This window comes from Acinetobacter calcoaceticus (genome assembly GCF_900520355.1).
Taxonomy (GTDB): Bacteria; Pseudomonadota; Gammaproteobacteria; order Pseudomonadales; family Moraxellaceae; genus Acinetobacter; species Acinetobacter calcoaceticus_C.
Window position 1 is genome coordinate 556538 of the sequence record NZ_LS999521.1, and the last position, 25800, is coordinate 582337.

The 25800-nt window shown below is 40.2% G+C and carries 26 protein-coding genes and 1 tRNA gene; 14 read left to right on the forward strand and 13 right to left on the reverse strand.

Annotated features, from left to right (window positions below; translation table 11 throughout):
• Window positions 1-42: 42 nt before the first annotated feature.
• From AC2117_RS02710 to AC2117_RS02720, 3 genes are read left to right on the forward strand one after another with little or no spacing between them, the layout of a single operon-like run.
• Window positions 43-939: an alpha/beta hydrolase gene (locus AC2117_RS02710; protein ID WP_133971737.1), complete on the forward strand. Its 897-nt coding sequence runs from the start codon at window positions 43-45 to the stop codon at window positions 937-939.
• On the forward strand, window positions 940-1377 hold the full coding sequence (gene trxC, locus AC2117_RS02715; RefSeq protein WP_075431551.1) for a thioredoxin TrxC: 438 nt from the start codon (window positions 940-942) through the stop codon (window positions 1375-1377). It begins immediately after the preceding gene.
• A gap of 1 nt (window position 1378) precedes the next feature.
• Window positions 1379-1798: an acyl-CoA thioesterase gene (locus AC2117_RS02720; protein WP_133971739.1), complete on the forward strand. Its 420-nt coding sequence runs from the start codon at window positions 1379-1381 to the stop codon at window positions 1796-1798.
• A 39-nt stretch (window positions 1799-1837) separates the two neighbouring features.
• Here AC2117_RS02720 and AC2117_RS02725 read toward each other — a convergent pair whose 3' ends face one another.
• Window positions 1838-2332 (reverse strand): DUF4442 domain-containing protein, encoded by a 495-nt coding sequence (locus AC2117_RS02725; protein ID WP_133971741.1) that lies wholly within the window; start codon window positions 2330-2332, stop codon window positions 1838-1840.
• A 35-nt stretch (window positions 2333-2367) separates the two neighbouring features.
• Window positions 2368-2856 carry a YajQ family cyclic di-GMP-binding protein gene (locus AC2117_RS02730; RefSeq protein ID WP_004638746.1) on the reverse strand — a complete coding sequence of 163 codons (489 nt, stop codon included), beginning with the start codon at window positions 2854-2856 and terminating at the stop codon, window positions 2368-2370.
• A gap of 91 nt (window positions 2857-2947) precedes the next feature.
• Between AC2117_RS02730 and AC2117_RS02735 the strand changes: the two genes are divergently transcribed.
• Window positions 2948-3262, forward strand: coding sequence for a rhodanese-like domain-containing protein (locus AC2117_RS02735; protein WP_004638747.1), 315 nt, complete (start codon window positions 2948-2950; stop codon window positions 3260-3262).
• 37 nt (window positions 3263-3299) lie between these two features.
• On the opposite strand, the gene mnmC is transcribed toward AC2117_RS02735, so the two are convergent.
• From mnmC to AC2117_RS02755, 4 genes are read right to left on the reverse strand one after another with little or no spacing between them, the layout of a single operon-like run.
• The gene (mnmC, locus tag AC2117_RS02740) at window positions 3300-5174 is read right to left on the reverse strand and encodes an FAD-dependent 5-carboxymethylaminomethyl-2-thiouridine(34) oxidoreductase MnmC (protein WP_133971743.1); all 1875 of its coding nucleotides are present in this window, start codon (window positions 5172-5174) and stop codon (window positions 3300-3302) included.
• 23 nt (window positions 5175-5197) lie between these two features.
• On the reverse strand, window positions 5198-5662 hold the full coding sequence (locus tag AC2117_RS02745) for a hypothetical protein (protein ID WP_133971745.1): 465 nt from the start codon (window positions 5660-5662) through the stop codon (window positions 5198-5200).
• 4 nt (window positions 5663-5666) lie between these two features.
• The gene (locus AC2117_RS02750; protein ID WP_133971747.1) at window positions 5667-5969 is read right to left on the reverse strand and encodes a YciI family protein; all 303 of its coding nucleotides are present in this window, start codon (window positions 5967-5969) and stop codon (window positions 5667-5669) included.
• Window positions 5970-6003: 34 nt separating this feature from the next.
• Window positions 6004-6618, reverse strand: coding sequence for a septation protein IspZ (locus tag AC2117_RS02755; protein WP_133971749.1), 615 nt, complete (start codon window positions 6616-6618; stop codon window positions 6004-6006).
• A gap of 44 nt (window positions 6619-6662) precedes the next feature.
• Here AC2117_RS02755 and AC2117_RS02760 point away from each other — a divergent pair, with 44 nt between their 5' ends.
• A complete protein-coding gene (locus tag AC2117_RS02760; protein WP_133971751.1) occupies window positions 6663-7514 on the forward strand; it encodes a PHP domain-containing protein in 852 nt (283 codons plus the stop codon).
• A gap of 4 nt (window positions 7515-7518) precedes the next feature.
• On the opposite strand, the gene AC2117_RS02765 is transcribed toward AC2117_RS02760, so the two are convergent.
• Window positions 7519-8430 carry a bestrophin family protein gene (locus tag AC2117_RS02765; RefSeq protein WP_133971753.1) on the reverse strand — a complete coding sequence of 304 codons (912 nt, stop codon included), beginning with the start codon at window positions 8428-8430 and terminating at the stop codon, window positions 7519-7521.
• A gap of 61 nt (window positions 8431-8491) precedes the next feature.
• Window positions 8492-9211, reverse strand: coding sequence for a RadC family protein (gene radC, locus AC2117_RS02770; protein WP_133971755.1), 720 nt, complete (start codon window positions 9209-9211; stop codon window positions 8492-8494).
• 99 nt (window positions 9212-9310) lie between these two features.
• Here radC and coaBC point away from each other — a divergent pair, with 99 nt between their 5' ends.
• A complete protein-coding gene (coaBC, locus tag AC2117_RS02775) occupies window positions 9311-10564 on the forward strand; it encodes a bifunctional phosphopantothenoylcysteine decarboxylase/phosphopantothenate--cysteine ligase CoaBC (RefSeq protein ID WP_133971757.1) in 1254 nt (417 codons plus the stop codon).
• A gap of 65 nt (window positions 10565-10629) precedes the next feature.
• Here the strand turns inward: coaBC and secF are convergent, their stop codons facing one another.
• From secF to queA, 5 genes are all read right to left on the reverse strand, one after another.
• The gene (gene secF, locus AC2117_RS02780; RefSeq protein ID WP_133971759.1) at window positions 10630-11595 is read right to left on the reverse strand and encodes a protein translocase subunit SecF; all 966 of its coding nucleotides are present in this window, start codon (window positions 11593-11595) and stop codon (window positions 10630-10632) included.
• Between the two features lie 8 nt (window positions 11596-11603).
• Window positions 11604-13505: a protein translocase subunit SecD gene (secD, locus tag AC2117_RS02785; protein WP_133971761.1), complete on the reverse strand. Its 1902-nt coding sequence runs from the start codon at window positions 13503-13505 to the stop codon at window positions 11604-11606.
• 51 nt (window positions 13506-13556) lie between these two features.
• The gene (yajC, locus tag AC2117_RS02790) at window positions 13557-13886 is read right to left on the reverse strand and encodes a preprotein translocase subunit YajC (RefSeq protein WP_003655131.1); all 330 of its coding nucleotides are present in this window, start codon (window positions 13884-13886) and stop codon (window positions 13557-13559) included.
• A 97-nt stretch (window positions 13887-13983) separates the two neighbouring features.
• Window positions 13984-15117, reverse strand: a complete 1134-nt coding sequence (gene tgt, locus AC2117_RS02795) for a tRNA guanosine(34) transglycosylase Tgt (protein ID WP_133971763.1) — start codon at window positions 15115-15117, stop codon at window positions 13984-13986.
• 289 nt (window positions 15118-15406) lie between these two features.
• Window positions 15407-16444 carry a tRNA preQ1(34) S-adenosylmethionine ribosyltransferase-isomerase QueA gene (gene queA, locus AC2117_RS02800; RefSeq protein ID WP_133971765.1) on the reverse strand — a complete coding sequence of 346 codons (1038 nt, stop codon included), beginning with the start codon at window positions 16442-16444 and terminating at the stop codon, window positions 15407-15409.
• A gap of 182 nt (window positions 16445-16626) precedes the next feature.
• Between queA and AC2117_RS02805 the strand changes: the two genes are divergently transcribed.
• The 8 genes from AC2117_RS02805 to AC2117_RS02840 all read left to right on the forward strand — a co-directional run bounded on the left by AC2117_RS02805 (window position 16627) and on the right by AC2117_RS02840 (window position 25795).
• Window positions 16627-16713, forward strand: a tRNA-Leu gene (locus tag AC2117_RS02805).
• A 516-nt stretch (window positions 16714-17229) separates the two neighbouring features.
• The gene (locus AC2117_RS02810; protein ID WP_133971767.1) at window positions 17230-18501 is read left to right on the forward strand and encodes a sensor histidine kinase; all 1272 of its coding nucleotides are present in this window, start codon (window positions 17230-17232) and stop codon (window positions 18499-18501) included.
• A gap of 67 nt (window positions 18502-18568) precedes the next feature.
• Entirely contained in the window at window positions 18569-21319 is a 2751-nt protein-coding gene (glnE, locus tag AC2117_RS02815) for a bifunctional [glutamate--ammonia ligase]-adenylyl-L-tyrosine phosphorylase/[glutamate--ammonia-ligase] adenylyltransferase (protein WP_133971769.1), read from the forward strand.
• Window positions 21320-21343: 24 nt separating this feature from the next.
• Window positions 21344-22270 (forward strand): branched-chain amino acid transaminase, encoded by a 927-nt coding sequence (locus tag AC2117_RS02820; protein ID WP_042897555.1) that lies wholly within the window; start codon window positions 21344-21346, stop codon window positions 22268-22270.
• Between the two features lie 67 nt (window positions 22271-22337).
• A complete protein-coding gene (locus tag AC2117_RS02825; RefSeq protein WP_133971771.1) occupies window positions 22338-23228 on the forward strand; it encodes a mitochondrial fission ELM1 family protein in 891 nt (296 codons plus the stop codon).
• A 22-nt stretch (window positions 23229-23250) separates the two neighbouring features.
• Complete coding sequence (locus AC2117_RS02830) at window positions 23251-24279, forward strand: glycosyltransferase (protein ID WP_042897553.1); 1029 nt, start codon at window positions 23251-23253, stop codon at window positions 24277-24279.
• Complete coding sequence (locus tag AC2117_RS02835; protein WP_133971773.1) at window positions 24276-25031, forward strand: polysaccharide deacetylase family protein; 756 nt, start codon at window positions 24276-24278, stop codon at window positions 25029-25031. Before AC2117_RS02830 ends, AC2117_RS02835 begins: the two co-directional genes overlap by 4 nt.
• The gene (locus tag AC2117_RS02840) at window positions 25028-25795 is read left to right on the forward strand and encodes a glycosyltransferase family 2 protein (protein ID WP_133971775.1); all 768 of its coding nucleotides are present in this window, start codon (window positions 25028-25030) and stop codon (window positions 25793-25795) included. The genes AC2117_RS02835 and AC2117_RS02840 overlap by 4 nt, the downstream gene beginning before the upstream one ends.
• The last annotated feature ends 5 nt before the right edge of the window (window positions 25796-25800 follow it).

The window sequence follows — 25800 nt, forward strand, 5'->3', positions numbered from 1 at the left end:
TTTTAAAATTGGTTATTCATATTCTATTTCAACGGAGCACATATGCACGCTTATATGGTTGAGCCTTTATATGTTCCATGTGGTCAGGAAACGATCGCAGCTGATTTTTATATTCCAAAAACAAATAAGAAATCTGCCGTTATTATTATGGCCCATGGTTTTGCTGCGTTGCGTCAATTTAAATTAGTTCAATATGCACAGCGATTTGCACAGGCGGGTTACGCTGTAATTTTGTTTGATTATCGATATTGGGGAGGGAGCACTGGCAAGCCCAGAGAAATGGTCTCTATTAATTCGCAGTTAGAAGATTGGAAGACAGTTATTCAATATGCTTCGACTTGTAAACTTGTGGATAATCGAAGGATTGTGCTGTGGGGGACTTCTTTAAGTGGGGGGTATGCGCTAAGTCTGGCTTCTGAATTAAAGAATATTCAGGCGATTTTAGTACAAATTCCTTATGTGGATGGGGCTGAAACTGCCAAGCTCTATCCTTTGCAACGCTATCCTCAAGCATTGAAGTTATCGAGTCAGGACTATATGGGATCAAAAATGGGGCTTAATCCCAAAAGATTACCTGTCGCTGATCAACATAATTTGTGTTTTATGCCTACCGCAGATAGTTATTATGGTTATTTATCGATTGTAAATCCTGATTATTATTGGAGTGGGGAAGTCCCTGCACGTGTCTTTTTTAATCTGATGCGATACCGCCCAATTCAAGTTGTACGGCAGATTAATATTCCGGTTTTATTTATTGCAGCTCAAAAAGATTCCCTTATTCCTATTGAATCAAGTCGTGAAGCTGCGACAAATATTGCGCCTTTTGTGAATTATCATGAGTGGGATATGAAACATTTTGATATTTATCACGGTTCATGGTTTGAAAAAGCAGTGATAACCCAATTAGAATTTTTACATCAGCATATAGGAGTGGTGTAAATGATTATTGTATGTGCATCGTGCGGTGCAAAAAATAGAGTTCCTGAAGAAAAAATTCCTGAGCAACCGAGCTGTGGGCAATGTCATCAGCCATTACTACCGCTTGCACCTATTGAATTAAATGAGCAAAATTTTAGTAACTACATCACGAATAGTGATTTACCTATTTTCATAGACTTATGGGCAGAATGGTGCGGACCTTGTAAAATGATGGCGCCACATTTTGCACAGGTTGCAAAACAGAATCCAGGCGTTATTTTTGCCAAGATTAATACCGAAGAATCTCCTCGCTTGAGCCAAGCTTTTCATGTGAGAAGTATTCCGACACTTGTCTTAATGAACAAAACGACAGAGGTTGCGCGTATTAGCGGCGCATTACGTGCGCCTGAATTGCAGCAGTGGCTTGATCAACAACTTCAAACGAATTTCGGGAGCTAAGGTGTCAGAAGCTTATACCAAACCAGAAGGGGTTTTATCCTTACAAACGATTGCCATGCCAGCCGATACAAACTGGAGTGGTGATGTATTTGGTGGATGGATTGTGTCACAAATGGACTTGGCTGGAGCAATTCACGCAGAACGTTTCAGTCGTGGTCGTTGTGCTACGATTTCCATTAATCAAATGACCTTTTTGGTTCCGGTAAAGGTTGGCTTTGTCATTAGCTGCTATACCAAAATCTTAAAAGTTGGAAATACTTCTATTCAAATGCAAATTGAAGTTTGGGATAGTCATGATGACTCTCGTGAGCCAATACGCATTACTGAAGGAGTCTTTACCTTTGTAGCAGTTGATGTAAAAGGTAATAAGCGTCAAATACCTGAAGAAGCGAGACAAAAGTTTTTAGCATCTTGTGCATAATAAAAAAGCCCAAATTCAAATTTGGGCTTTTTTATATCTTTATTTCTTACGTTTAGGTAACCATGCCCATAGCATTTGGCACTGGATTGGTTCATTGCCTGCATCATCAATGACAGTAACCGGAATCACAAGTTCACCTTTTTCATTATCCGCAATAAACTTTTGCTGTTCAGTGGATAGCGTTGCTGTAGCAGTCAAACCGCCTTCAACCACTTTTAAATAATCTACATGCAATGATTTGATTAATAAAATGCGGTTATCAGGAATGTGTAAACCCGTTAGAAAACCTGTTGCAGTTTCAGCTAAAAGAGCCATAGCAGCAGCATGGACTCCTTTAATATGGTTCTGCATATTTTTTTGGTTATCTAAGCGGACAGTAACGTGGTTTGAGTCTACTTCCAGATAGCGAATATTTGCTGTACCCACCATTGGCACGATACGACCAAACGCCTTGCTCCAAAGTGTACTCCGAATACCTTTAGGGAATTTTGAAGTCGCTTTTACCAGTTTTGATAGACGATTGGATTGAGACATGGAATTACCTTAGCTTTGAATGTCACGACAAGAGATTAATCTTTAAAGTTATTAAACTGTAATGGCACACCAAATTGTTGTTCACGTAAAAAGTTCATCACTTGTTGTAAAGTGTCACGCTTTTTATCCGTTACACGAATTTTGTCGCCTTGGATAGAAGATTGCACTTTAACGCCACTTTCTTTAATGGCTTTATTAATTTTTTTTGCAGTATCCGAGTCAAGACCGTCTTTAAGTTTAATTACTTGTACAAAATTTTTGCCTGAAGCAGCAGCTTTTTGCGGGTCTAGAGCTTGTACATCAATTTTACGTTTATAAAAATGATTTTCTAACATGTTGTAAACTTGTTCACACTGGAAATCGCTTTCGGTACTGATTTTAATTTCTTTATTTTTTTCGTTTATTTCGACTGAAACATCATGACCACGAAAGTCAAAACGTGTTGCAATCTCTTTTTGTGTGTTCTGTACGGCATGATTAACTTCAAAAATCTCTAATTCAGAGACAATATCGAAAGAAGGCATAGTTTAGACCTTTACAAAGGGAAAGAATATTTGAGATGCTAAGAGGGTTTTCTTCATTTGCCAAGTGTTGTTTACATCAAAGGAGTGCACAATGATCCGTAAACAAGAAATTACAACATTTGAATTCCCAGAAAATGCTGTTATCTGGGATGTCCGTGATACAAATGCTTATGCAGAAGGGCATGTTAAAGGTGCGGTAAATCGCCCGATTAATGATTTGAATGCTGATATTTTGAACCAGGTCTCTGCGGGTCAGCCGATTTATATTTTATGTGGTGGTGGTAGCAAAGCTCCTCGTGCAGCTGAGACACTAGAAGGATTCGATGCCTCGCGTGAATATGTCGTGCTGATGGGGGGGACACGTGCAGCTCGTGATGCCGGCTTGCCTCTAGAGCAGGGCGCATAAAAAAAAGCACCTTCGGGTGCTTTTTTATGGAATTAAACTACTGTGTTTTGAAATAAGGCTTTTTAGGTTTTACTTTTTTTTGGAATCGTTGCGGATTCAATTTTTGTAATAAGCGGTCCGGTACTGGACAAGCTTCTTCTAACATCTGGGCAATTAAGATCTCACTGCATAGCGGAGCAAATAAGAAGCCCTTAGAACCAAGACCAGCAAAAGTAGCAATTCGGCTATTCGCCTGCATTTTTCCAACGAGAGGAAAATAATCTAAGCTTTGTGCGCGGATAGATGCTCGGCCTTGCCAAGTAGTCGTAGGAGGCAATTGTTGTGCATATTCAGGAAATACGCTGTGGATTAATTCAAAGTTATGCATATGGTCGTCGGCAAGTACTTCTTGATCCTCTCGATTTGGATAAAAAGACGCACCTAAAATCATCTGTGAAGCATTAAGTTGCATACAGTAGCCGCCATAGCTATAAGCTTCCTGTAAAGGCAGCGGAGCAAAAGTATTATCAACCCAGCTTACTTGCCCACGTATTGGTTTTAACTGTGGATAGCTTTCAAAAAAAGTCGTGCTTTGACGCGCACAGCACACAACCACATGGTCTGCCTCTGCAATAACTTCATTGCTAGTCTGCAATTGAACTTTATTTTCAAAAGAAACCAGTGCTGTGATATTGGCAATTTTTAGATCAATTAAGGGATGTTGCAAAATTTCATCACGTAATTGATGTGGTGAAACAGAACCCGCTTCGGTAAGTAAAACACTTGAATATACAGTTTCAAGTGAGTTCGTTGAGTGAGTAACAACCTGAGCTGGATATTGATTTACAAGATCCAGAAGCTCATCTGCATTTTTCAAGGCGATTTGTTGTATTTTTAGTGGGCGAAATGCTTGAAAATTTTTATAAAAATTCAAGGCATGTTGCCAACTTAAGGTCATGAGATGTTCATGGCTTTGTTCAATTGGACATAGTTTTGGATTAAGTAATGCTAAAGGGTTTCCAGAAGCGCCAGATAATGCTTCTGTTTGCTCATATAGGGTGACTTTATGCCCACGTGCTGCAAATGCCCACGCTGTAGTTAAACCTGCTATACCAGCCCCAATAATCGCAATATGCTGTTGTCCCTTACTTAATGAGTGAACTAAGCCTAATGGAGAGGACTCATCATCAGATTGAGGTGGATTCCAGATTGCTTTGAGCATTTCCCGTTTATGCCGAAAACCACGTGGACGTGAAATACTAATGCCGTGTGCTTTTAGCCCACGTTTTAAAACACCCGCGACACTAAAAGAGGAAAATGTACTGCCATAGTCAGAAAGACGGACGATATGGTTTAAAACGTTTTGTTCCCACATGTCTGGATTGCAAGAAGGTGCAAAGCCATCTAAAAACCAAGCATTCACTGCTTTAGTTTTAGCCATGCTTGGGAAAATATCTTGTGCATCCCCTAGCCATAAGTCAATGCTAAAACGCTCTTCAGGGAAAGTTAAACGATGACACCCAGCAATCGGTAGTGGATATTGTTCAATTAACTGGTCTGCAAGTGGTTTAAGTTCATTCCAGACATTTAAAGCACGAATGAGGTCAGCTTTACTTAGCGGAAATTTTTCAACACTAATGGCATGTAAATGGCTTTGATTGTCTGGACGGACTTGTTGCCAAAGTTGCCAGAGTGCAAGAATGTTTAAACCCGTACCAAAACCAGTTTCTCCTACACTGAAATATTCAAAATCTTTTAGATTGGCTAAGCGTTCTGATAAGTCGTTACCATTTAAAAAAACATGCCGTGTTTCAAGTAGGCCATTATCTTTAGAGAAATAGACATCACCAAATTGTTTGGAAATGGGAACCTCGATACCATCGATTAATTCCCATTCCAGTTCTGCTGTTTGTATACGGTTTGATACGTTCATTTAGTTTAATAGATCGCTTGAGTTTACCACTGGCGTCGACGTTTTGTATGGATATAACTAGAGATAAAGAAACCCAGCAATACGCCACCAGCTAAGGTAACCGCGCCATATAAAAACATTTGCGCACTACGTTCGCTTTGTAAGACTTGAACCTGAACAGAGAGGCTATCATTTTTTAACTGTAACTCTTGGTTCTGAGCAAGTGCTTCAAGATTGGCATGTTCTAACTGTTTTAAACGAGATGCCTGATCTTGAACTAAAGCTTTGATTTTCGCATCTTGCTGTTGTTTATTCTTTGCAAGTTGCTCAGCCGTGAGTGGTTTTATTGCGGTCGACACCGTTGTACCAGCTGTTGGAACTGGCTTGTTCGCAGTCTGAGTTGAAGGCGCGCTTGGCGGCGGTGTTGCTGGTGTTGCAGCAGGTTCAACTGCTCCAGCAGTTGAACATATCAAACACAAGCCAAGAAAGCTTTTGATTGCAGGCTGCATGCGATTACCCTTTTGGAAATGCTTTATTAAACGGTTTTACATCAATATGGGCATAAATGCCTTCTTTGAGAAATGGTTCTTCTTTTAACCATTCATCTAATGCTTCGCGACTGTCGAATTCAACAATCATGGTGCTGCCATAAAAACCTGCTTGAGGATCATTAGGGTCTTTTGGCATAGCTCCCGCTGTAACAAGGCGGCCTTCATCATCAAGTTTTTGCAAACGTTCGATATGCTGAGAGCGTACTGCTAAGCGCTTCTCTAGAGTTCCTTCGTTATCGGTACAGCTTAGAACAAAAAAAGGCATGTAATCGTATCTCTATAATCAATCAGGAACCACTTTAAGCGTCTGGTGACTTAAAATGTTTACGTAAAATAATGAACTGAATAATGATAAATGAAAACATCACAATCATGTCACCAAATGCAGTGAATTCACCCCAATATTTTCCGCCGTGAAATAAAAATGCAAAGAACACATGCAAACAAGACATTACTACAAACATGGCTGCCCAAGCGAAGTTTAGATTTTTCCAAGCTTTTTCACTTAAGTCTAAAATAGGATCAAATAAACGTCGTATGAGTGGCTTACGGTCTTTACCAAACCAAGGTGAAACCAAGAATGCGCCTGCGAAAACCAAATTTAAAATTGCAGCTTTCAGACGAATATAGAAATCATCACTTAACATCAGGGTGATGCCACCAAAAATGACAGTCATAAACAGTACAAACCACTGTTGTTTATCTAGACGGAATTTTTGGAAAACAAATAGGGCACCATATACCACAAGCATTGAAATAATTAAGCCAGTAGTTGCTACAAGAATATTATTATTATCGACACCGCCAGCAGACCCGATCAGTTTAAGTAAAGGATGCTGTGTGTCAGTTGGATCAACTGTTTTATATAAATAGAAGAAAATAATTAATGGAACAAAGTCCAGAAGTGCTTTCATGTTAGAGTATCTGATCAGGTTTGGTGAATGGCATAGTATAAAAGATGCAAGGCATAGATTTACATACACATAGCAATATTTCTGATGGAACTTTGTCTCCGGAATTACTGGTGCAAGCTGCTATAGATGTGAATTTGCATACTTTGGCTTTAACTGACCACGATACAATGGATGGGTTGCAGCGAGCTAGAATTGCTGCACAAGGTCATGATTTAAAGATCATTTCTGGTACAGAGATTTCAAGTCAGTGGTCACGTCCAACAACCAAAAAGAGTTATGGTGTACATATTGTTGCTTTAAACATGCAAGATGAAGCGCCAATTTTAGAAGCATTAGAACAACAAAAAAGAGTACGAGCGCAAAGAGCTAAAGTAATTTGTGATTTATTAGAAAAATGTATTGGTTTTCAGATTTATGAGGATGTTCTTGTCACAGTAGAAGATCAGGCAGATCGGATCACCAGAACGCATATTGCTAAAACATTGGTCGAAAAGAAAGTTGTAACTCGTCCTCAACAAGCATTTGATCGTTTCTTAAAAGAGGGAAGACGTGCTTTTGTAAAATTTGAAGGATTAGGGTTAAAAGAAACAATTGACATGATTCACGAAAGTAAAGGGTTGGCAGTTTTAGCACATCCGACTCGTTATGATTTATCTGCAACTAACGTTCGATATTTAATTGAATTGTTCGCAACTTCAGGTGGAGACGCAATTGAGCTACCTCCACCGATGGAAACTTTATCTACTCGCCAGATGGTTGATCGGATGATTGAGCAATATCAGTTAGCCGTATCGATTGGCAGTGATTTTCATGGTGAAAATATGCCATGGATTAAACTGGGAAATACACCTAAACCCGCTGCTAATCAGCAAGGCATTTGGGAACGTTTCCTCTAAGACTTTACAGTAAGTTATTATCTTGAGCCTGAATGGGTGGCGGGGTAGGTTTTCCTAGCGTTCCTAAAAGTTCAATTTCGATACTACGTACCATGGCATCTAAAGGTAAATCATTACTTTGAGTACCGAACGGCTCTTCAATTTCTGAGCTTAGTGCATCAAGTCCTAAGAATGTATATGCCAAAATCCCAACCAGTAAAGGTGTTGCTAAACCAAGCAATGAACCAAGACTAAATGGCAACATAAAACAGAAAAAATAGACAGTGCGATTGAGCAAAACTGAATAGGCAAATGGAATGGGGGTATTGGCGATTCGGTCACAGCCAGTTTGCACAACACTTAAATCTGCAACATTTTTATTCATCTGTGCATAGATGATGTCAGAGATTTCACCTTCTTTAAGCGCTTGCAATAATTCCCAGTGAATGAGGCTTAAGGTGTATTGAGGGGCATTATTTTGCTGATAGAGCTGGGTGAGTGCTTGCTGGCTCATACCACTGGTTTGTATGAGCTCAGTTGGGTTCGCTGTCTGACGACGTAAACGATCACGTAACACGTTAGCAAAAACAATCACATGTTGAATGACACGCTCTCGACGGGCTTGAGTCAAAATCCGGCAGTCACGGTCAAAATGGCGTGAAGTTGCAATTAAAACGCCCCATAATTTTCGGGCTTCCCACCAACGGTCATAACACGCAGTATTTTTAAATCCTAAGAAGATAGAAAGCACGACGCCAATGAGAGTAAAGCCAACCAAAGGAATCTCTGGAAAGCGATACAGATTGATATATTCCACGCCACCAATGAGTGCAGAGATCAACATAACAAACCCTAAGGAAGGGAGAATTTTGGGTAAAATCGTCCCTCGCCAAGAGAATAAAACTTTGAAAATACTAGGTTGATCACGAACAATCATTTTATTTTAAGCATCACTATTTTTGTTTCGATCTTCTAGGCTTAGTTAAGCTTTGTCAATATTATTGAACTGATCTTGTTGCTGGGTTGAGCAGTTGTTGTTCAGCAAAAGAAAAGCTTCCTTCTGGGGAGATAATAAAATGATCTAGCAGGTGTATTTCGACAAGTTGACAGGCATGTTCCAGTTGCTGAGTTAAGGCAATATCTTCGGCAGAAGGCTGCGCTGAACCAAATGGATGATTGTGTGCAATAACGAGCTGGCAAGCATGTTGCTGTAAGGCGTAGCGTAGGGTTTGATTGACTGAGACAGCACAATGCTGCACTGAACCAAAGAATAGCTTTTTAAAATGAAGTTTTCTTAATTCTGGATCTAGACACAGCACTGCAAAGACTTCTTGTTTCTCACCTTTTAATTCATAGCGCAAATAATCTAAAACTAAATCAGAAGAGTGAAGACTAAGATTGTTTTTCTGAAAGTGATGATCGAGATAACGCCGCCCGAGCTCTTTGACTGCCAATAATTGTGAATATTTCGTCGCTCCAATTCCATTAAATTGAGTTAACTCACTTAACGATGAATCAAATACTGCATTTAGGCTACCAAAATGCTGAATGAGTAAACGTGATAGTTCGACTGCTGAATGTTGTCGTGAACCTGAGCGAAGAAAAATCGCGAGTAGCTCTGCATCTGATAGACTTTGCGGACCTTGTTGTAATAACCGTTCTCTTGGCCGCTCTTGTTCGGGCCAATTTTTAATAGAAGTATTCATATTCCCCAGCATAATTCGCTTAAAATTTTATTTTGTTTGCCCAATCAATCTTGGGTCTGCGCGTATTTAATGCTATTGTGAGCGCCACTGCAACAGTAAGGTATCCTGTTCGTGAGCTTTGATCTAAGTGTTATTCCTCATAAAAACATTGTTTTAGCTGTTACTGGCGGAATTGCTGCCTATAAAAGTGCCATTTTAGTCCGTCGCCTTAAAGATTATGGCTTTGACGTGCGTGTGGTCATGACACATGGTGCTCAGGCATTTATTACTCCACTAACTTTTCAGGCCCTTTCTGGTAATCCTGTCCATACTGAACTTTTAGACCCTGCGGCTGAAGCAGGAATGGGACATATTGAATTAGCACGTTGGGCTGATTTATTACTGGTTGCACCTGCAAGTTGCGATACTTTGGCAAAATTTGCGCATGGTTTAGCAGATGACTTGCTCAGTACAGTGTTTTTGGCAACAAAATCTCCTGTGTGGGTTGCACCTGCCATGAACCAGCAAATGTGGGCGGCCAAAGCAACACAACGAAATTTACAAACCTTGGTCGAAGATGGCGTACATGTGATTATGCCGGATGCGGGTGAGCAGGCGTGTGGTGATGTCGGTTTAGGTCGTATGCCAGAGCCAGAAGAAATTGCAAGGCAAGTGGCTGGCTATTTCCATCAAGCTCAACGTGCAATCGCTGAAAAATTTGGGTTGTTGGCTGGAAAGCGAGTTGTTGTTACCGCTGGACCAACGCGTGAAGCGATTGACCCTGTTCGTTATATCTCGAACCACAGTACTGGTAAAATGGGCTTTGCTTTAGCTGCTGCTTGTTATGCTGCTGGTGCACAAGTGACGCTAATTGCTGGACCTGTAAGTTTAGATACACCGAATGGTGTAAAAAGAGTAAATGTTGCCTCTGCAAGACAAATGTTAGATATCAGCATGAACTCGTTAGAAACAGGCTGTGATATCTTCATTGCAACTGCCGCAGTCGCAGACTATCGCGTAGCAGAAGTTGCCGAGCATAAGATTAAGAAGGCAGGGAATGAGTTGAATGTTTCCCTTGTGAAAAATCCAGATATTGTGGCAACCATTGCGGGTCAGGAAAAGCGTCCATTTATGGTGGGCTTTGCAGCCGAAACACAAAATGTTGAAGAATATGCGGCAGGAAAACTGGTCGCTAAAAAACTAGATATGATTGCATGTAATGATGTGTCACGTGCAGATATTGGTTTTGCTTCTGATGAAAATGCCATGACGGTTTTCTTTGCTGAAAACTACCACATGAAAAAGCGTGAGTTAGAGAAAGCATCTAAACAAGAAATTTCTCAACAGTTGGTTGAAGCAATTTCGGATGCATTGCGCCGTAAATAATATGTTTTAAATAAAAAAAACCGCGAATTAATCGCGGTTTTTTTATACGTCTTATTTTAGACAACTTAAGGAATTTCATCCTCAAATTCAGGTTTAACCTGAACGATGAAGTCCTGACGGTTTAGTCCACGCCATAAGGCAAAAGCTGTACCGATATAAATTGAAGAGTAAGTACCTACAAAGACACCAACAAACATTGCAACAGCGAACCAGTGTAGACCATCACCACCTAAGAACATCATTGCGAGAACTACAAGCAATAAGGTCATTGATGTATGAATGGTACGACGTAAAGTCTCGGTTAAAGCAATATCGATGATTTCACGAGGCGTCGCACCGCGAATTTTACGGAAATTTTCACGGATACGGTCTGACACTACAATGTTATCGTTAAGCGAGAAGCCAATAACAGCAAGTACCGCAGCTAAAACCGTAAGATCAAACGGCCATTGGAATAATGCAAAAGCACCAATAATAATGATGATGTCGTGGAATAAAGACATCACGGCACCCATTGCGAGTTTAAACTCGAAACGGATCGTCACGTAAATCAACATTAAAATAAGTGCAAGTGCAACCGCACCGGCAGAACGAACATAAAGCTCGTTACCAACTTGACCACCTACAGAGTCCACTTTATGAACTTCGGCAGCATTATTTGGTAACTGTACAGCTTGGGTGATGGTATTGGTGAGGTCTTCAACCTTAACTTCTTGTACAGGCATGCGCACAAGTAAGTCTTTATTACTACCCAGTGTCTGTACTACAGCATCTTTAAAGCCAGCTTTAGCAAGTGCCTGAATAACTTCAGACTGATTTGCTGGTTGAGCATAGTTAAGCTCAGCTGAAACACCACCTGTAAAGTCCAAACCGAGGTTAAGACCTTTAGTTGCAATAAAGAAAATACTCGCTATCGTAATAAGGATCGAGAAGATTGCCGCAGGTTTGGCAATCTTCATGAACGGGATGATTTTTGCATCATCCGGACGACCATATTGTTTTGAATCTTGTTGAGTCACTTTAGTCATCATCGATCTCCTTAAATGCTCAACTTTTTCAAATTACGGCGTTTACCATAAATGATTTGTACAATTGCGCGAGTCACTGTAATTGCAGTAAACATCGAACACACGATACCAATCATTAATGTTACGGCGAAACCTTTGATCGGGCCTGTACCAATTGCAAACAAAATGAAAGCAACAAGGAACGTTGTTAAGTTCGAGTCAAAAATGGTGTTATAGGCTCGATCATAACCGGCCACAATGGCCTGTTTGGGCGATGCGCCCCAGAGCATTTCTTCTCGAATACGCTCGCATATCAATACGTTCGCATCGACGGCCATACCAATGGTAATAACGATACCCGCAATACCTGGTAAGGTGAGGGAAGCCCCGATCCATGACATAACTGTTAAAATCATTGCCAAGTTAACAACAAGAGCAAAGTTAGCAATTAAGCCGAATACACGGAAGAACACTACCATCCAGATTGCAACAAGCAAGAAGCCGATTTGAGTTGATAACACACCTTTATCAATGTTTTCTTGACCAAGGCTTGGACCAACTACACGCTCTTCAACAAAGTACATTGGTGCAGCCAAAGCACCTGCACGAAGCATTAATGCAAGTTCAGATGCTTCTTGAGGAGAACTTAAACCGGTAATACGGAAAGTTGAACCTAAAACGGCCTGAACAGTTGCAGCATTGATGACTACAGATTCAGTGTATGGAGTACGAACTTCTGTTTGCGCACCAGTTTTAGGATCTATGACATAAGTAATTTTTTGCTTATTTTCGATGAACAATACCGCCATGCGTTTACCAACAGCATTACGAGTTGCATCGGACATAAGCTTGCCGCCAGCACTGTCGAGGGTAATATTTACCTCGGCACCACCAGAGTCTTGGCTAAAGCCAGAGCTTGCATTTTGAACGCGCTCACCAGTCAAGATACGGTTGCGTTGCAACAAAAGTTGACGACCGCTATCTAAGGACTCATAAGCAAAAACTTCTGTGCCCGGAGGCAAAGGTTGACTATTATATTTACCCGTATATGGGTCAATATATTGGTCATTTGAGTCAGACACTAAACGGAATTCGAGGTTTGCTGTACGGCCTAAAACACGTTTAGCTTCAGCTGTATCTTGCACACCCGGTAATTCAACAACAATACGATTGCTACCCTGACTTTGTACCAATGCTTCTGCAACACCAAGTTCGTTAATACGATTACGTAATGTTGTTAAGTTTTGATTCACCGCATATGACTGGATTTCTTGACGACGTACATCAGTATAAGAAAGCTTTAGAGTAGAACCAGTAGAGCTTGCTAACGCCTGTTGGGTATATTCATTCCCATTACGACGTAAAAAATCCATTGCTGCATCACGGTCAGCATTGTCAGCAAATTGAACAGTGATTACATTATTGGTTAATGCAAGACTATTAAATTTGATCTTGTTTTCACGGAACTGACGACGCAAATCGGTGGCAGAGGTTTCCATACGTTGGGCAACGGCTTTGTCCATATCTACTTCAAGTAAGAAGTGGACACCACCACGTAAGTCCAAACCAAGTTTCATTGGTTTAGCCCCAATCTTTTGCAACCATTCCGGTGTGGTTGGTGCAAGGTTTAGGGCAACAACATATTGATCACCTAAGTCACGACGTAATACTTCTTTTGCTTTTAATTGCGCTTCAGATGAACTGACACGCAAGAGGGCAGCATTATTTGTAAAAGTATTGTCATGGCTTGCAATATTTGCTGTTTTTAAAATTTGCTCTGCTTTTTGCACCACACTTTGATCAATTTGGGTACCAGCTTTGGCACCGGAAATTTGAACGGCGGGCTCATCCGGATATAGACTAGGCAGTGCGTATAATGTACTGATTACCAGAACAACCAGAATCAGTAAATATTTCCATGCAGGGTAACGCATTCGCTTTCTTCTTAAATGAAAAAGCCGTGCTAAAGCACGACTGTTTTATGATTAAAGGTTATTTAGAGTGCCTTCAGGTAATACTGAAATTACGCTGGCACGCTGAATTTTTACTTCTACACCACGGCTAAGTTCAACAACTGCATAGTCACCTTCAATTTTGGTCACTTTGCCCATTAAACCACCAGCGAACACAACTTCACTACCTACACCTAAGCTCTCGATTAAAGAACGGTGCTCTTTAGCGCGTTTTGCTTGAGGGCGCCAAATTAAGAAATAAAAGATTGCAACGAATACGACAATCATCAAGATGTTTGGCAAAATACCTGTAGTTGGGCCAGCTGCCGGTGCTGCATGTGCAGCAGAAATTAAAAAGCTCATTTTGATTTCCTAAAGTTAAAAATATGAGTCAGATACCTGACATAATCCTGATTCGTTTTGCAATTTACCTTGTCTTGAGGTTGAGCGCAAATCGGGCTTATTCATCAACCGGACATGGTGGAACTTCTAAACCACGGCGGGCATAAAAGTCCTGAACAAATTCATCAAATGTGCCATTCTCTAATGCATCACGCATACCTTCAGTTAAACGTTGGTAATAACGTAAGTTATGAATGGTACCGAGCATAGACGCTAACATCTCTCCACATTTTTCAAGATGGAATAGATAAGCACGGGTAAAGTTCTTACAAGTGTAGCAATCGCAATGTGGATCGAGCGGACTCTGATCATGGCGATATTTACTATTACGAATACGTACCAGACCATCAGTGACAAAATAATGACCGTTTCGCGCATTACGGGTTGGCATTACACAGTCGAACATATCGACACCGCGGCGCACCGCTTCAACGATATCTTCCGGCTTACCAACGCCCATCAAGTAACGTGGTTTGTCCTGTGGCATTTTGCTTGGTAGATAATCTAAAACTTTGATCATCTCATCTTTAGGTTCACCTACAGATAAACCGCCAATCGCATAACCATCAAATCCGATTTCAAGAAGGCCATTTAAAGACTCATCACGTAAGTCTTCATACATGCCGCCCTGAATAATGCCAAATAGTGCATTGTTATTTTTGAGCTCATCATGATGATGGGTTTTACAACGTTTTGCCCAGCGTAAAGAAAGCTGCAATGATTTTTGTGCTTCTTCATGAGTTGCAGGATAAGGTGTACATTCATCAAAAATCATGACGATGTCAGAGTTCAAAACCTGCTGAATTTCCATAGAAATTTCAGGTGATAAAAATACTTTTGAACCATCAATCGGTGAGCGGAAAGTAACACCTTCCTCTTTGATTTTGCGCATTGCGCCAAGACTAAAAACCTGGAAACCGCCAGAGTCAGTCAAAATTGGCTTATCCCATTTAATAAAGTTATGCAAACCGCCGTGTTCTTTAATCACTTCGAGACCCGGACGCAAATATAAATGGAATGTATTTCCTAAAATAATTTGTGCCTGAATGTCTTCGATATCACGCGGTAACATACCTTTAACTGTGCCGTAAGTCCCCACTGGCATAAAAACAGGTGTTTCAACAACACCATGCTCTAAAGTTAAACGACCACGACGGGCGCGCCCCGACTGACCTAATTTTTCAAACTTCATCTAAAAATCCTGAACACGAGCAGAGGCGAAGAAACAGTTCGCTGCTAAAAAGAGAACTATTTTCCTTGATTCTGCGATGTAGTTCTACTACTAAATGTAGCCGTTATATAAAAAGATGGGAGAAACTAAGAATAGCTTTTATCGCATCGATATTTTAATGAAGGAAATATCTAAAATTTAAACTTATAAAAATTCTAATTCACTGGGTAAAGCTGAACGATATTGCTAAACATATACCCCCTTCTATAGGGGAGATAGGTGTTTAAGAATATCGCTCAGTATTTTAATTTTAACCTTCTAATTTATCAATCAGCATTGCATCGCCATAACTAAAGAAACGATAGCGGCTTTTAACTGCATGTTCATAGGCAGCTAAAATGTTGTCTCGATTTGAAAGAGCTGACACCAGCATGAGCAGGGTAGATTCTGGTAAATGGAAGTTGGTAATTAAACGGTCTACGATGCAGAACTGGTAGCCCGGATAGATAAAGATTTGCGTGTCGCCAGTCCAAGCCGCAATTTTACCGCTATGGGCTTGAGCTGCGCTTTCTAAAGCACGTGTTGCAGTTGTACCTATGGCAATCACTTTATTTCCGCGTGCTTTAGTCGCCAAAATCAAATCTATTGTTTCTTGAGGAACATCACACCATTCACTGTGCATGATATGGTTAGTAATGTCATCAGTACGAACGGGCATAAATGTGCCTGCCCCTACGTGTAAAGTCACAAAAGTTTTTTGAACATTTTTTTGTTCTAACTTTGCTAATAATTCTTCGTCAAAGTGCAAGCTTGCAGTAGGAGCCGCAACACTGGCAATTTTTTCAGGATTATGGAAAACCGTTTGATAGCGTTCGGTGTCTATTTCTTCTGCTTCACGGTTAAAGTAAGGCGGAATAGGTAACTGACCATATTGCTCAAGGACAGGCAAGATTGGTTGTGAAAACTCAACCACAAATAAGTTTTCGTGACGACCACGGACAATCACAGGAATGTTATCTGCACCAACAAAAAGCTCAGCACCCGCTTTAGGTGAGTTGCTCGATTTAATATGACAATACGCTGTGGTGTGGTTCAGCATACGCTCAACCAAAATCTCAATAGCACCGCCTGTAGAACGTTTTCCTTTAAGTCGAGCTTTCATGACTTTGGTGTCATTAAGCACTAGCAGATCACCTTCTTCGAACAGGTCGATAATGCCTGTGAACATGTGATCGTGATATTTACCCTTTGAGTCTAAGTGCAATAACCGCGAAGCACTGCGTGATTCGAGAGGGTAACGGGCAATAAGTTCATCAGGTAATTCAAAGGAAAAGTCAGACAGTTGCATATTTAGAAAAAAACACCGCAAAAATTGCGCCTAGTATAAACTTTTTCGCTTTTTTATGGCTGTGCTTCTGGCTTAAATCATGAAAAATGTTTAAATGGTCTAAAAGTGAACGATAATATTCACTTAGGGTTTGACAAGTTTTACAAACACGCTAATATACGCAACACAAACATACTTCCTCTCCCGAGGTGGTGAAATTGGTAGACGCGGCGGACTCAAAATCCGCTGTCAGAGATGACGTGTCGGTTCGAGTCCGACCCTCGGGACCATATTCAGAATCGTAAGATTCTACGAAAACCCCTAAGCTAACGGCTTAGGGGTTTTTTGTTGGGCTAGAACAATATCGATAGAATTTAAGAAATTAATAATTTAGTTCCAAGGGAGGGACTCGAATCGTTATCTAAACTTAAGCTTCTAATAACCTTTCAATTTTAGGCTCAATGAAGTCCTTAACCAAATTCAACAAGAACTTCATTTATTAAAGTCGAATCAAGATAGATACTAAGCTCTTATTCAAACAATATTTTTAATGATCTTTACTCTATTTAGAACTCGCATTTCTAACATCTTACAATTCTCTCCCTTAAAACATTTGTTGTATTTTTCTAAAAACTACTCACTTTATGTATCTAAAAACCTTTAATTGAAACTTCACATTTCTATTTTGAAAAGAAAGTTGCTCTTTTAATGTACTGTGTTAAAGTTTGTAGTAGATCATAATGATTATAAGTAATTTTCTTTGAGAGCGGTTCCGACCCAAAACGACAAAATCTGTGAGGCGGGCAATGACATTCCAACGTTTAGAACTAAACCAAGTTGAGCAGTTAAGTGCTTGCAGAATATCTTTGTTGCTTGGATTAAATGCCGAGCAGAACTATATCGAGCAATTTTTCCGGTTTAGTCTTCGTCTTTTGAAGTGTAAAAAAGCCTTATTAACTTTTAATCAAGAACCTTACTTTTGGCATCGTTGCCCAGATGGTATGACCGCCATTTCGTTTAAACCTTCAAAACATTTAAAACAGTGCTTTGCTAAACAACAGGTGATTAATCACCTACATCCTTCCTATCAAAATTTAACCAACTATTTAAAAGAATTAAATATTGAATGTAGTCGGGCGTTAGCAGTACATCTTTTACACCCTGATAAAACCTCTATGGGCTTCGCTGTTTTCTTTGATGACGATGCAGCTACATTTGAAGATGATGATATCCAGTTGTTACTTGATTACTGTTCTACTTTTATGCAGCAGGTTGAGTTGAAATTTAACTATGAAGAGTTAAACGAACTTTATGAACAACAAGTTGCGATTAACTCAAGTAAAACTAAATTTTTCTCGATTATTTCGCATGATTTACGTGCACCTTTTCATGGACTGCTCGGTTTTTCAGAAGTACTCGCCAAAGAGCGTGAAACTTTAGATGAATCAAGCATTCAAAATATTGCAGACTATTTATACGACACTTCGCAATCGACCTATAACTTGCTCGAAAGTTTACTGACATGGGCGATGGCTGAGGGTGGGCGTTTTGTGTATCACCCGATTAATTTTAACCTTAGACAAGTCAGTAATATCGTTTTTGATGTTTTATATACCTTAGCTTTAAAGAAAAATATTGAATTGGTGAATGCTGTACCAGAAGATTTAAAAATCTATGCCGATATCAATATGATGACCTCGGTGATTCAAAACTTAGTGTCAAATGCGCTGAAATTTACAGATGTTGATGGTTCGGGCAAAGTCTTTATTGAAGCCAAACAATCTGGTGAAAATGTTGAAATAACAGTTCGAGACACCGGTCTAGGCATGACCAAGCAACAAATGGCGAATTTGTTCCATCCACGTATTACAGCCAGCTTTAAAGGAACCGCAGGTGAAAAAGGTGCAGGCTTAGGTTTAAGCCTTTGTAAGCGTTTTGTCGAGATTAACCAAGGGCAAATTGATGTCAGCTCTAAAGAGGGTGTAGGAACAACATTTAAGGTTTTATTACCTTCAGCTCAAGAAAGTCATGAGACTCATGTCGAGCATTACTCTTCAGCGGAAGCAAAATTAGTCTAATCCCTTTTCCTACCACTACTCGAACTGCTATAACTAAAAAGAGAGTACGAGGAAAAGAGCTTTTTATATGAATGCGGAGCAGTTACAAAAAACATTGCGTGCTAGTCAGTATGCAGAACAAGTTTTAGGCCTGCATCAGGCTGTTTTAGAGCAAGATTACCAAATAGATCAATTTACTGCACCGCTCTCAACTGAACAGATTTATCAATTTGTACAAACCACATTAGATGGAATTGGCGACGAAACATCTTGGATGCGCGCACTTCGTATTTTGCGTGGCCGTTTAATGTTCCGCTGGATCTGGCAGGATGCCAATCAACTGACCGATGTTGTAACACTCACTCGCGAACTTTCTGATTTTGCCGATGCCAGTATTTGTGTGGCAAAGGCTTTTGCACGTGTGGCACTTGCGGCCAAACACGGCGAACCTTTGAGTTATTCAGGCAAGGTTCAAGATTTGATTGTCGTTGCCATGGGGAAGCTTGGTGCACAAGAACTTAATCTATCGAGTGATATAGACCTAATTTTTGCCTTTGATGAACAAGGCGAAACCAATGGTCGTAAATGCATTGATGTACAGCAGTTCTGTATTTTATGGGGACAAAAATTAATTTATTTGCTTGAACACATTACCGCAGATGGTTTTGTATTCCGAGTAGACATGCGCCTGCGTCCTTGGGGAGATGGCTCGGCATTAGCAATTAGCCATGCAGCTTTGGAAAAATATTTAAGTCAGCATGGTCGTGAATGGGAGCGCTATGCATGGATTAAAGCGCGTGTCGTAACTGGTGGTAAAGAAGGGCAAGACTTGTTAGAAATGACGCGTCCTTTTGTTTTCCGTCGTTATGTGGATTACACCGCCTTTGCTGCTATGCGTGATATGAAAGCGATGATTGAGCGTGAAGTTCTGCGTCGTCATATTGAGGATGATATTAAACTCGGGGCGGGTGGTATTCGCGAAATTGAGTTTATTGTGCAGGTATTCCAGCAGATTTATGGCGGGTCTAAACGTGAGTTACAAGACCGCCAATGTTTAGTCAGCCTTGAGCACATTGGCGAAGCAGGTTTGTTAGAAAAACAGGCCGTTTTAGAATTAGAAGATGCTTATCTGTTTTTGCGCCGTGTTGAACATGCCATTCAAGCCCTCAACGATCAGCAAACTCAGCTATTGCCCGAAGAAGTAGATCTAAGACAACGCATTATAGATACATTGGGTTTTGGTAGTTGGGGTGAGTTTATTGAGATTTTGGATGAGAAACGTCAAAAAGTAAAAGTTCAATTTAAGCAATTGATTGAAGATACTAGCTCTAATGCTGCGACTGAAAATTTTGGGCAGTTAGAACAGCAGCTAGACGAAGTATTAGATGATAAGGCTAAAAATTTGATTCATGAGTTCTGGCACGGTCATGCACTTAAAAAACTACCTTCAAATGCAGTTCAGCGGTTAAAAACATTTTGGCCGCATTTAATTGAAGTCATCTTACAGTCCGAGCAACCTCAAACCGCACTTTTGCGCTTAATGCCGCTGATTGAATCGGTCATGCGTCGGACAGTGTATTTAGTGATGCTGATTGAAAGTAAAGGGGCATTGCAACGCTTAGTTAAAATGGCGACCGTAAGTCCATGGATTTGTGAAGAGCTAACACAATATCCGGTACTGCTTGATGAGTTTTTATCGATGGACTTTGAGTTGCCAAAACGCAAGGACTTGGAAGACTCATTACGTCAGCAGTTGCTTCGTATTGAGATTGATCAAGTTGAAGACCAAATGCGGGCACTTCGCCTGTTTAAAAAGAGCAATGTGCTCACTGTCGCTGCAAGTGATGTGTTAGCTGAAAGCCCACTAATGAAGGTATCCGATGCGTTAACCGATATTGCTGAAGTGAGTGTAAATGCAACCCTCCATTTAGCTTATCAGACTGTAGCAAAGCGTCATGGTTATCCATGTGATGTCGATGGTAAACGTTGCTCACTCGACTACAAGGCCTTTGCTGTCATTGGTTACGGCAAGGTAGGTGGCATTGAGCTGGGTTATGGCTCCGATTTAGATCTTGTCTTTATTCATTATCTAGATGAACAAACTGATACGGATGGAACAAAGTCTATTACTGGCTTTGAGTTTGCGATGCGTGTCGCTCAAAAGTTTATGTCTCTGATGACCACTCAAACGCTTGATGGCCGTGTCTATGAAATTGATACACGCTTAAGACCCTCCGGTGAGGCTGGTTTATTGGTCACAAGTCTTAAGGCCTATGAACACTATCAGTTGAAAAGTGCATGGCTTTGGGAACATCAGGCATTAGTTCGAGCACGTTCTATTGCTGGCGATGAGGTACTTTGCCAGAAATTCGAAATATTTCGCCGTGAGATCTTGACTCAATCTAGAGATGAGGCTTATGTTCGTGAAGAAGTGTTGAAAATGCGTCAGAAAATGAAAGACCACCTAGGTTCATCTTCTGAACAAAAAAAACATGGTATTTTTCATTTAAAACAGGATGCAGGTGGTATCGTCGATATCGAATTTATGGCACAGTATGCTGTACTTGCGTGGAGCGGGACGAACCCCGATCTCGCCCATTATTCTGATAATGTAAGAATTTTAGAAGATGCTGCTAAAGCAGACTGCTTATCCAGTGAAGATGCCACAGCATTAATTCGAGCCTATCTTAGTGAACGTGCCGAAAGCCACCGCTTAGCCCTTGCGAATCAATCCATGCAAGTAAGCGCAGCGGACTGGCGTAGTACCCGTGCGGTCGTTTGCAATTTATGGCAAAGATTAATAGACCCAACCGCCTCGGTTGAGTTGGATAGTGAATGATTTTATAACAATTTGGAGTGTTCCATGAATTTGGCTGATCGTGATGGTTTTATTTGGCAAGATGGGCAATTAGTTGATTGGCGTGATGCAAAGATTCACGTCTTAACGCATACTTTGCACTACAGTATGGGTGTATTTGAGGGTGTCCGTGCTTATGAAACCCCTAAAGGTACTGCCATTTTCCGTCTGCAAGACCACACAAAACGTTTGTTAAATTCAGCTAAAATTTATCAAATGAAAGTACCGTATGACCAAGCAGCGCTTGAGCAAGCACAAATTGATGTCGTACGTGAAAATAAATTAGCTTCTTGCTACTTACGTCCGCTTATTTGGATTGGTTCAGAAAAACTTGGTATTGCAGCAACAAATAACACCATTCATGCCGCAGTTGCAGCATGGGCATGGGGTGCCTACCTAGGTGATGAAGCAATGGCGAAAGGTATTCGCGTTAAAACTTCTTCATTTACTCACCATCATCCAAACGTGACGATGTGTAAAGCAAAAGCGTCTGGTAACTACACATTATCGATTCTTGCTCACCAAGAAGTTGCCCATTGTGGTTACGATGAAGCAATGTTAATGGACCCACAAGGTTATGTATGCCAAGGTTCAGGTGAAAACGTATTCTTGATTAAAGATGGCGTTTTACATACTCCAGATATTGCTGGTGGTGCGCTTGATGGTATTACACGTCAAACTATTATGACGATTGCTAGAGATCTTGGTTATCAAGTTGTTGAGCGTCGTATTACTCGTGACGAATTCTATATTGCTGATGAAGCATTCTTTACTGGTACTGCCGCAGAAGTGACGCCAATTCGTGAATATGATGATCGTCAAATTGGCGAAGGTTGCCGTGGCCCGATTACCACTGAAATTCAAAAGACTTTCTTTGATGCGGTTCAAGGTAAAAACCCGAAATATGAACACTGGTTAACTTACGTAAAATAAGTTAATCCGTTAACATAAAAAGGCGAACTTTGGTTTCGCCTTTTTATTTTTGGCTTATGGAGTTTTTATGCATATTGTCTATGTCTCTGATGGTAAGGCAGGGCATCGTTCACAAGCATTAGGCTTGTTTCAGGCGATGCAAAGACAACAGGCAGATACAACTTTTGAAGAGATCCTCATTACTGATTTACCTATTATTTCTCTAATTCAGGCACTTTTTTCTTCAAAAAACTCCTTATTTAAACAAGCCCCCGATTTTATATTTGGAGTGGGGAGTCACACTCATTTTCGGGTCTGGTTACTCGGTAAAATTTTTAGAAAAGCTAAAACTATTATTTTGATGAAGCCTAACTTACCCGTGGTTTGCTTTGATTATGCTGTTATTCCAGAGCATGACGGTATTCACGCCGATAGCCATGTGATTGTCACGCGTGGTGCATTAAATCCAATTCGTAATGAAAATCGTCATCAGGCAGCCAGAGTTTTAATGGCATTAGGCGGTTCATCTAAACGACATCAATGGAATCAAGACAAAGTATTAAGCAGTGTTCAAAAAATTGTTGAGCATAATCCAGACGCTGAAATTATTCTGACGACTTCACGCCGAACCCCAACAGAATTTATCGATATTTTAAGGCAGCAAAGCTTTGCCGAGCATTTAAAAATATTTCCGGTTGAGCAAACACCTCAAGGCTGGATTTTTGAAGAAATGCAAAAAGCAGAAGCTGTTTGGGTGACCGAAGACAGCGTATCTATGATTTTTGAGGCGCTGACAGCGGGTTGTCGAGTCGGGGTAATGGCAATGGACCGTTTGAAAGACGACCGCATTACCCACTCAGTTGATCAAATGTTAGAATCAAAGTTAATTTCACAGCAGACTTGTGTTGTACAGTTACCACAACCTTATGCTTTTAAAGAAGCAGACCGTGTGGCAACATATCTTTTAGCGAAAAATTAAATTTTTTATTTTGAGTAAATAAATGAAAATATTGCATATTGCGAATTTTGGCTTTAATAAACAAGGCGCCCATTTTTACTGCACAGACCGTAAAATTTCTGCCGGATTAATTGAAAATGGCCATTTCGTTTATGACTTTAGTTTTCGTGACATGGCTCGCATGGGAACCATTTTTAAAACAAAAAAACTGGGTGCCAGTTGGGCCAATAAAGAAGTACTAAAGGTCGTTAATAATATTGAACCTGATCTGGTACTCATCGGGCATAGTGATTTAATGAGTCCAGATGTTCTAAAACAGATTAAAGAATCTTACCCAAATACTAAAATTGCATTTTGGTATGTTGACCCGCTTTATCTCGAAAGCAAACTCGATTTCGTAAAAGCATTTTCGCCTTATCTGGATGCTATTTTCTGCACAACAGGCGGAGAATATCTACAAAAATTAAAGCAGCCTCATTTAAGCGTAGCCTATTTACCAAATGTGGGCCACCGTAATGTAGAAACGCTACAACAATTTTCAAACGCTAACACAGACAAGACTTTTATTTTCTGTGGCGTGGTCTATAAAGAACCTGAGCGAGAAAAATTCTTAAAAGATTTGGCAGATGCTCTGCAACAAGGCCATGTGAACTATCAATATTATGGTTGCTTTGAGCAACCAGGTGTTTACGGTAAAGGTTATTATAAGGTTCTGTCTGAAACAAAAATGGGACTCAATTACTCACGCCGTAATGATGTAACCTTGTATAGTTCTGACCGTATTGTACAGCTCACTGGTAATGGTTTACTCACCTTTAGCCCAAGAATTCCTGGCTTTGAAAAACTCTACACTGAGCAGGAAGTGGTCTACTTTGATGATCAGTTCGATTTGGCCAGAAAGATACAATTCTTTGATCAGAATCCAGAGCAAGCTAAAAAAATAGCGAAAGAGGGATGGGAGAAAACACGCAAATCTTTCAATGCTAAGCGCATCACCCAATTTATGGTTGAAGTGACATTTAAGCAGTCCCTTTCAGAAGATTATGAATGGTCACATGAGGTTTATGCATGATGTGGTTTTTGTACGTTGCTGTAGGCCTACTAGCACTTGCTGCACTATTATATGTGCTGGGTAATTATACTTTCTGGCTTCCGTTTCGTTCGAGCAAACTACCACGCATTGTGATGCTGCATCAGGTAACCCCTAAAGATGCGGCCTCTGGCATGAATATGCCTCCTGAAAAGTTTGAACGACTATTGCAGTTGTTGACGCGTAAAAAAACTACTTTTTGCTTTGTCTCTGAGCTTGAACAATATCGTGGTCAAAAGAACGTTGTTGCTTTAAGTTTCGATGATGGATTTATGGATAATTATCTATATGCCTATCCATTACTTAAAAAATATAATGCAAAAGCTACCATTTATTTGGCGACGCAAATTGAAGGAATCGAAAAGCTAACTCATGAGCAAATCCATGAAATGGCAAATTCTGGCTTCATAGAGTTTGGTGCGCATACACAACATCATGTGAACTTACTTAAGCTTGATGATCAAACCGCTTATGACGAAATGCTCCAGTCTAAACAAGATGTTGAAGCTTTGGTTGGAAAATGCCCTAGCTTTGCTTATCCGTTTGGTCGATTTAACGAAAAGCACCAGAAAATGGCGCAAGAGATTGGCTTTAAAAACGCAGTATCGACTCGTAAAAAAATCGAAGCGTATGAAGCAGTTAATCAATTTAATATTCCACGTGTCAGCACGCATGGTGCCATGAATGCTTTACAGATGCGTATCGCCCTTGCTAAAGGACGTTATAAGTTATGAATAAAATTCCATGTAGTGTCTATATTGTCACTTTAAATTGTGGCGCTTGGTTAGAGCAAACTTTGCAAAGTGTCAGTGAGTTTGATGAAGTTATTATTTTAGACTCTGGCAGTACTGACAATACTTATGAAATTGCACAGCGCTTTGAAAATACCCAAATTTCTCACCAAGATTGGCAAGGTTATGCTGGGCAAAAAAGTTTGGCTTTAGCAAAATGCCGAAATGATTGGGTACTCAATTTAGATGGTGATGAAGTCTTATCTAACGAGTTAAAACAAGAAATTGTTGAAACGATTCAACAGAATAAGCTTGATGCATTAATCACACCCATTAATGATGTTTTCTTAGGGGTTCCCAACAGTAAACATACTAAAAAACATGCAAAGGTGCGTTTTTTTCGCAAGTCTAAAGGGCATTATGACCTAGCCAATAAAGTCCATGAAAATGTGATTGTGGATGGTGAATCTCAGCGCGCTCAACATGATATTTATCATTATGGCGAGTCGAGCATTTTCGTGAAAGTCGAAAAAAATAACCAGTATTCCAACCTAAAAGCATTAGAGAAATACCAAAAAGGAAAGTCTCCAAGCATTGCAAAATTGGTTTTGGTGATGCCGGTGACTTTTATGAAGTCTTATTTTATTCGCCGTAGTTTCTTAAATGGTTGGCGTGGTTTCGTAAATAGTATGATTAATGCGTTTTATGCATTTCTAAAAGAAGCTAAGTTGTTTGAGCAGACTCTGAATAAAGATAAAAATAAGTAGGCAAG

Excerpts from the sequence above, each read along its gene's own strand:
- AC2117_RS02710 (WP_133971737.1), top strand. The coding sequence starts at position 43 with ATGCACGCTTATATGGTTGAGCCTTTATATGTTCCATGTGGTCAGGAA.
- trxC (WP_075431551.1), top strand. The coding sequence starts at position 940 with ATGATTATTGTATGTGCATCGTGCGGTGCAAAAAATAGAGTTCCTGAA.
- AC2117_RS02725 (WP_133971741.1), bottom strand. The coding sequence starts at position 2,332 with ATGTCTCAATCCAATCGTCTATCAAAACTGGTAAAAGCGACTTCAAAA.
- AC2117_RS02730 (WP_004638746.1), bottom strand. The coding sequence starts at position 2,856 with ATGCCTTCTTTCGATATTGTCTCTGAATTAGAGATTTTTGAAGTTAAT.
- AC2117_RS02735 (WP_004638747.1), top strand. The coding sequence starts at position 2,948 with ATGATCCGTAAACAAGAAATTACAACATTTGAATTCCCAGAAAATGCT.
- mnmC (WP_133971743.1), bottom strand. The coding sequence starts at position 5,174 with ATGAACGTATCAAACCGTATACAAACAGCAGAACTGGAATGGGAATTA.
- AC2117_RS02745 (WP_133971745.1), bottom strand. The coding sequence starts at position 5,662 with ATGCAGCCTGCAATCAAAAGCTTTCTTGGCTTGTGTTTGATATGTTCA.
- AC2117_RS02750 (WP_133971747.1), bottom strand. The coding sequence starts at position 5,969 with ATGCCTTTTTTTGTTCTAAGCTGTACCGATAACGAAGGAACTCTAGAG.
- AC2117_RS02755 (WP_133971749.1), bottom strand. The coding sequence starts at position 6,618 with ATGAAAGCACTTCTGGACTTTGTTCCATTAATTATTTTCTTCTATTTA.
- AC2117_RS02760 (WP_133971751.1), top strand. The coding sequence starts at position 6,663 with ATGCAAGGCATAGATTTACATACACATAGCAATATTTCTGATGGAACT.
- AC2117_RS02765 (WP_133971753.1), bottom strand. The coding sequence starts at position 8,430 with ATGATTGTTCGTGATCAACCTAGTATTTTCAAAGTTTTATTCTCTTGG.
- radC (WP_133971755.1), bottom strand. The coding sequence starts at position 9,211 with ATGCTGGGGAATATGAATACTTCTATTAAAAATTGGCCCGAACAAGAG.
- secF (WP_133971759.1), bottom strand. The coding sequence starts at position 11,595 with ATGATGACTAAAGTGACTCAACAAGATTCAAAACAATATGGTCGTCCG.
- secD (WP_133971761.1), bottom strand. The coding sequence starts at position 13,505 with ATGCGTTACCCTGCATGGAAATATTTACTGATTCTGGTTGTTCTGGTA.
- yajC (WP_003655131.1), bottom strand. The coding sequence starts at position 13,886 with ATGAGCTTTTTAATTTCTGCTGCACATGCAGCACCGGCAGCTGGCCCA.
- tgt (WP_133971763.1), bottom strand. The coding sequence starts at position 15,117 with ATGAAGTTTGAAAAATTAGGTCAGTCGGGGCGCGCCCGTCGTGGTCGT.
- queA (WP_133971765.1), bottom strand. The coding sequence starts at position 16,444 with ATGCAACTGTCTGACTTTTCCTTTGAATTACCTGATGAACTTATTGCC.
- AC2117_RS02810 (WP_133971767.1), top strand. The coding sequence starts at position 17,230 with ATGACATTCCAACGTTTAGAACTAAACCAAGTTGAGCAGTTAAGTGCT.
- glnE (WP_133971769.1), top strand. The coding sequence starts at position 18,569 with ATGAATGCGGAGCAGTTACAAAAAACATTGCGTGCTAGTCAGTATGCA.
- AC2117_RS02820 (WP_042897555.1), top strand. The coding sequence starts at position 21,344 with ATGAATTTGGCTGATCGTGATGGTTTTATTTGGCAAGATGGGCAATTA.
- AC2117_RS02825 (WP_133971771.1), top strand. The coding sequence starts at position 22,338 with ATGCATATTGTCTATGTCTCTGATGGTAAGGCAGGGCATCGTTCACAA.
- AC2117_RS02830 (WP_042897553.1), top strand. The coding sequence starts at position 23,251 with ATGAAAATATTGCATATTGCGAATTTTGGCTTTAATAAACAAGGCGCC.
- AC2117_RS02835 (WP_133971773.1), top strand. The coding sequence starts at position 24,276 with ATGATGTGGTTTTTGTACGTTGCTGTAGGCCTACTAGCACTTGCTGCA.
- AC2117_RS02840 (WP_133971775.1), top strand. The coding sequence starts at position 25,028 with ATGAATAAAATTCCATGTAGTGTCTATATTGTCACTTTAAATTGTGGC.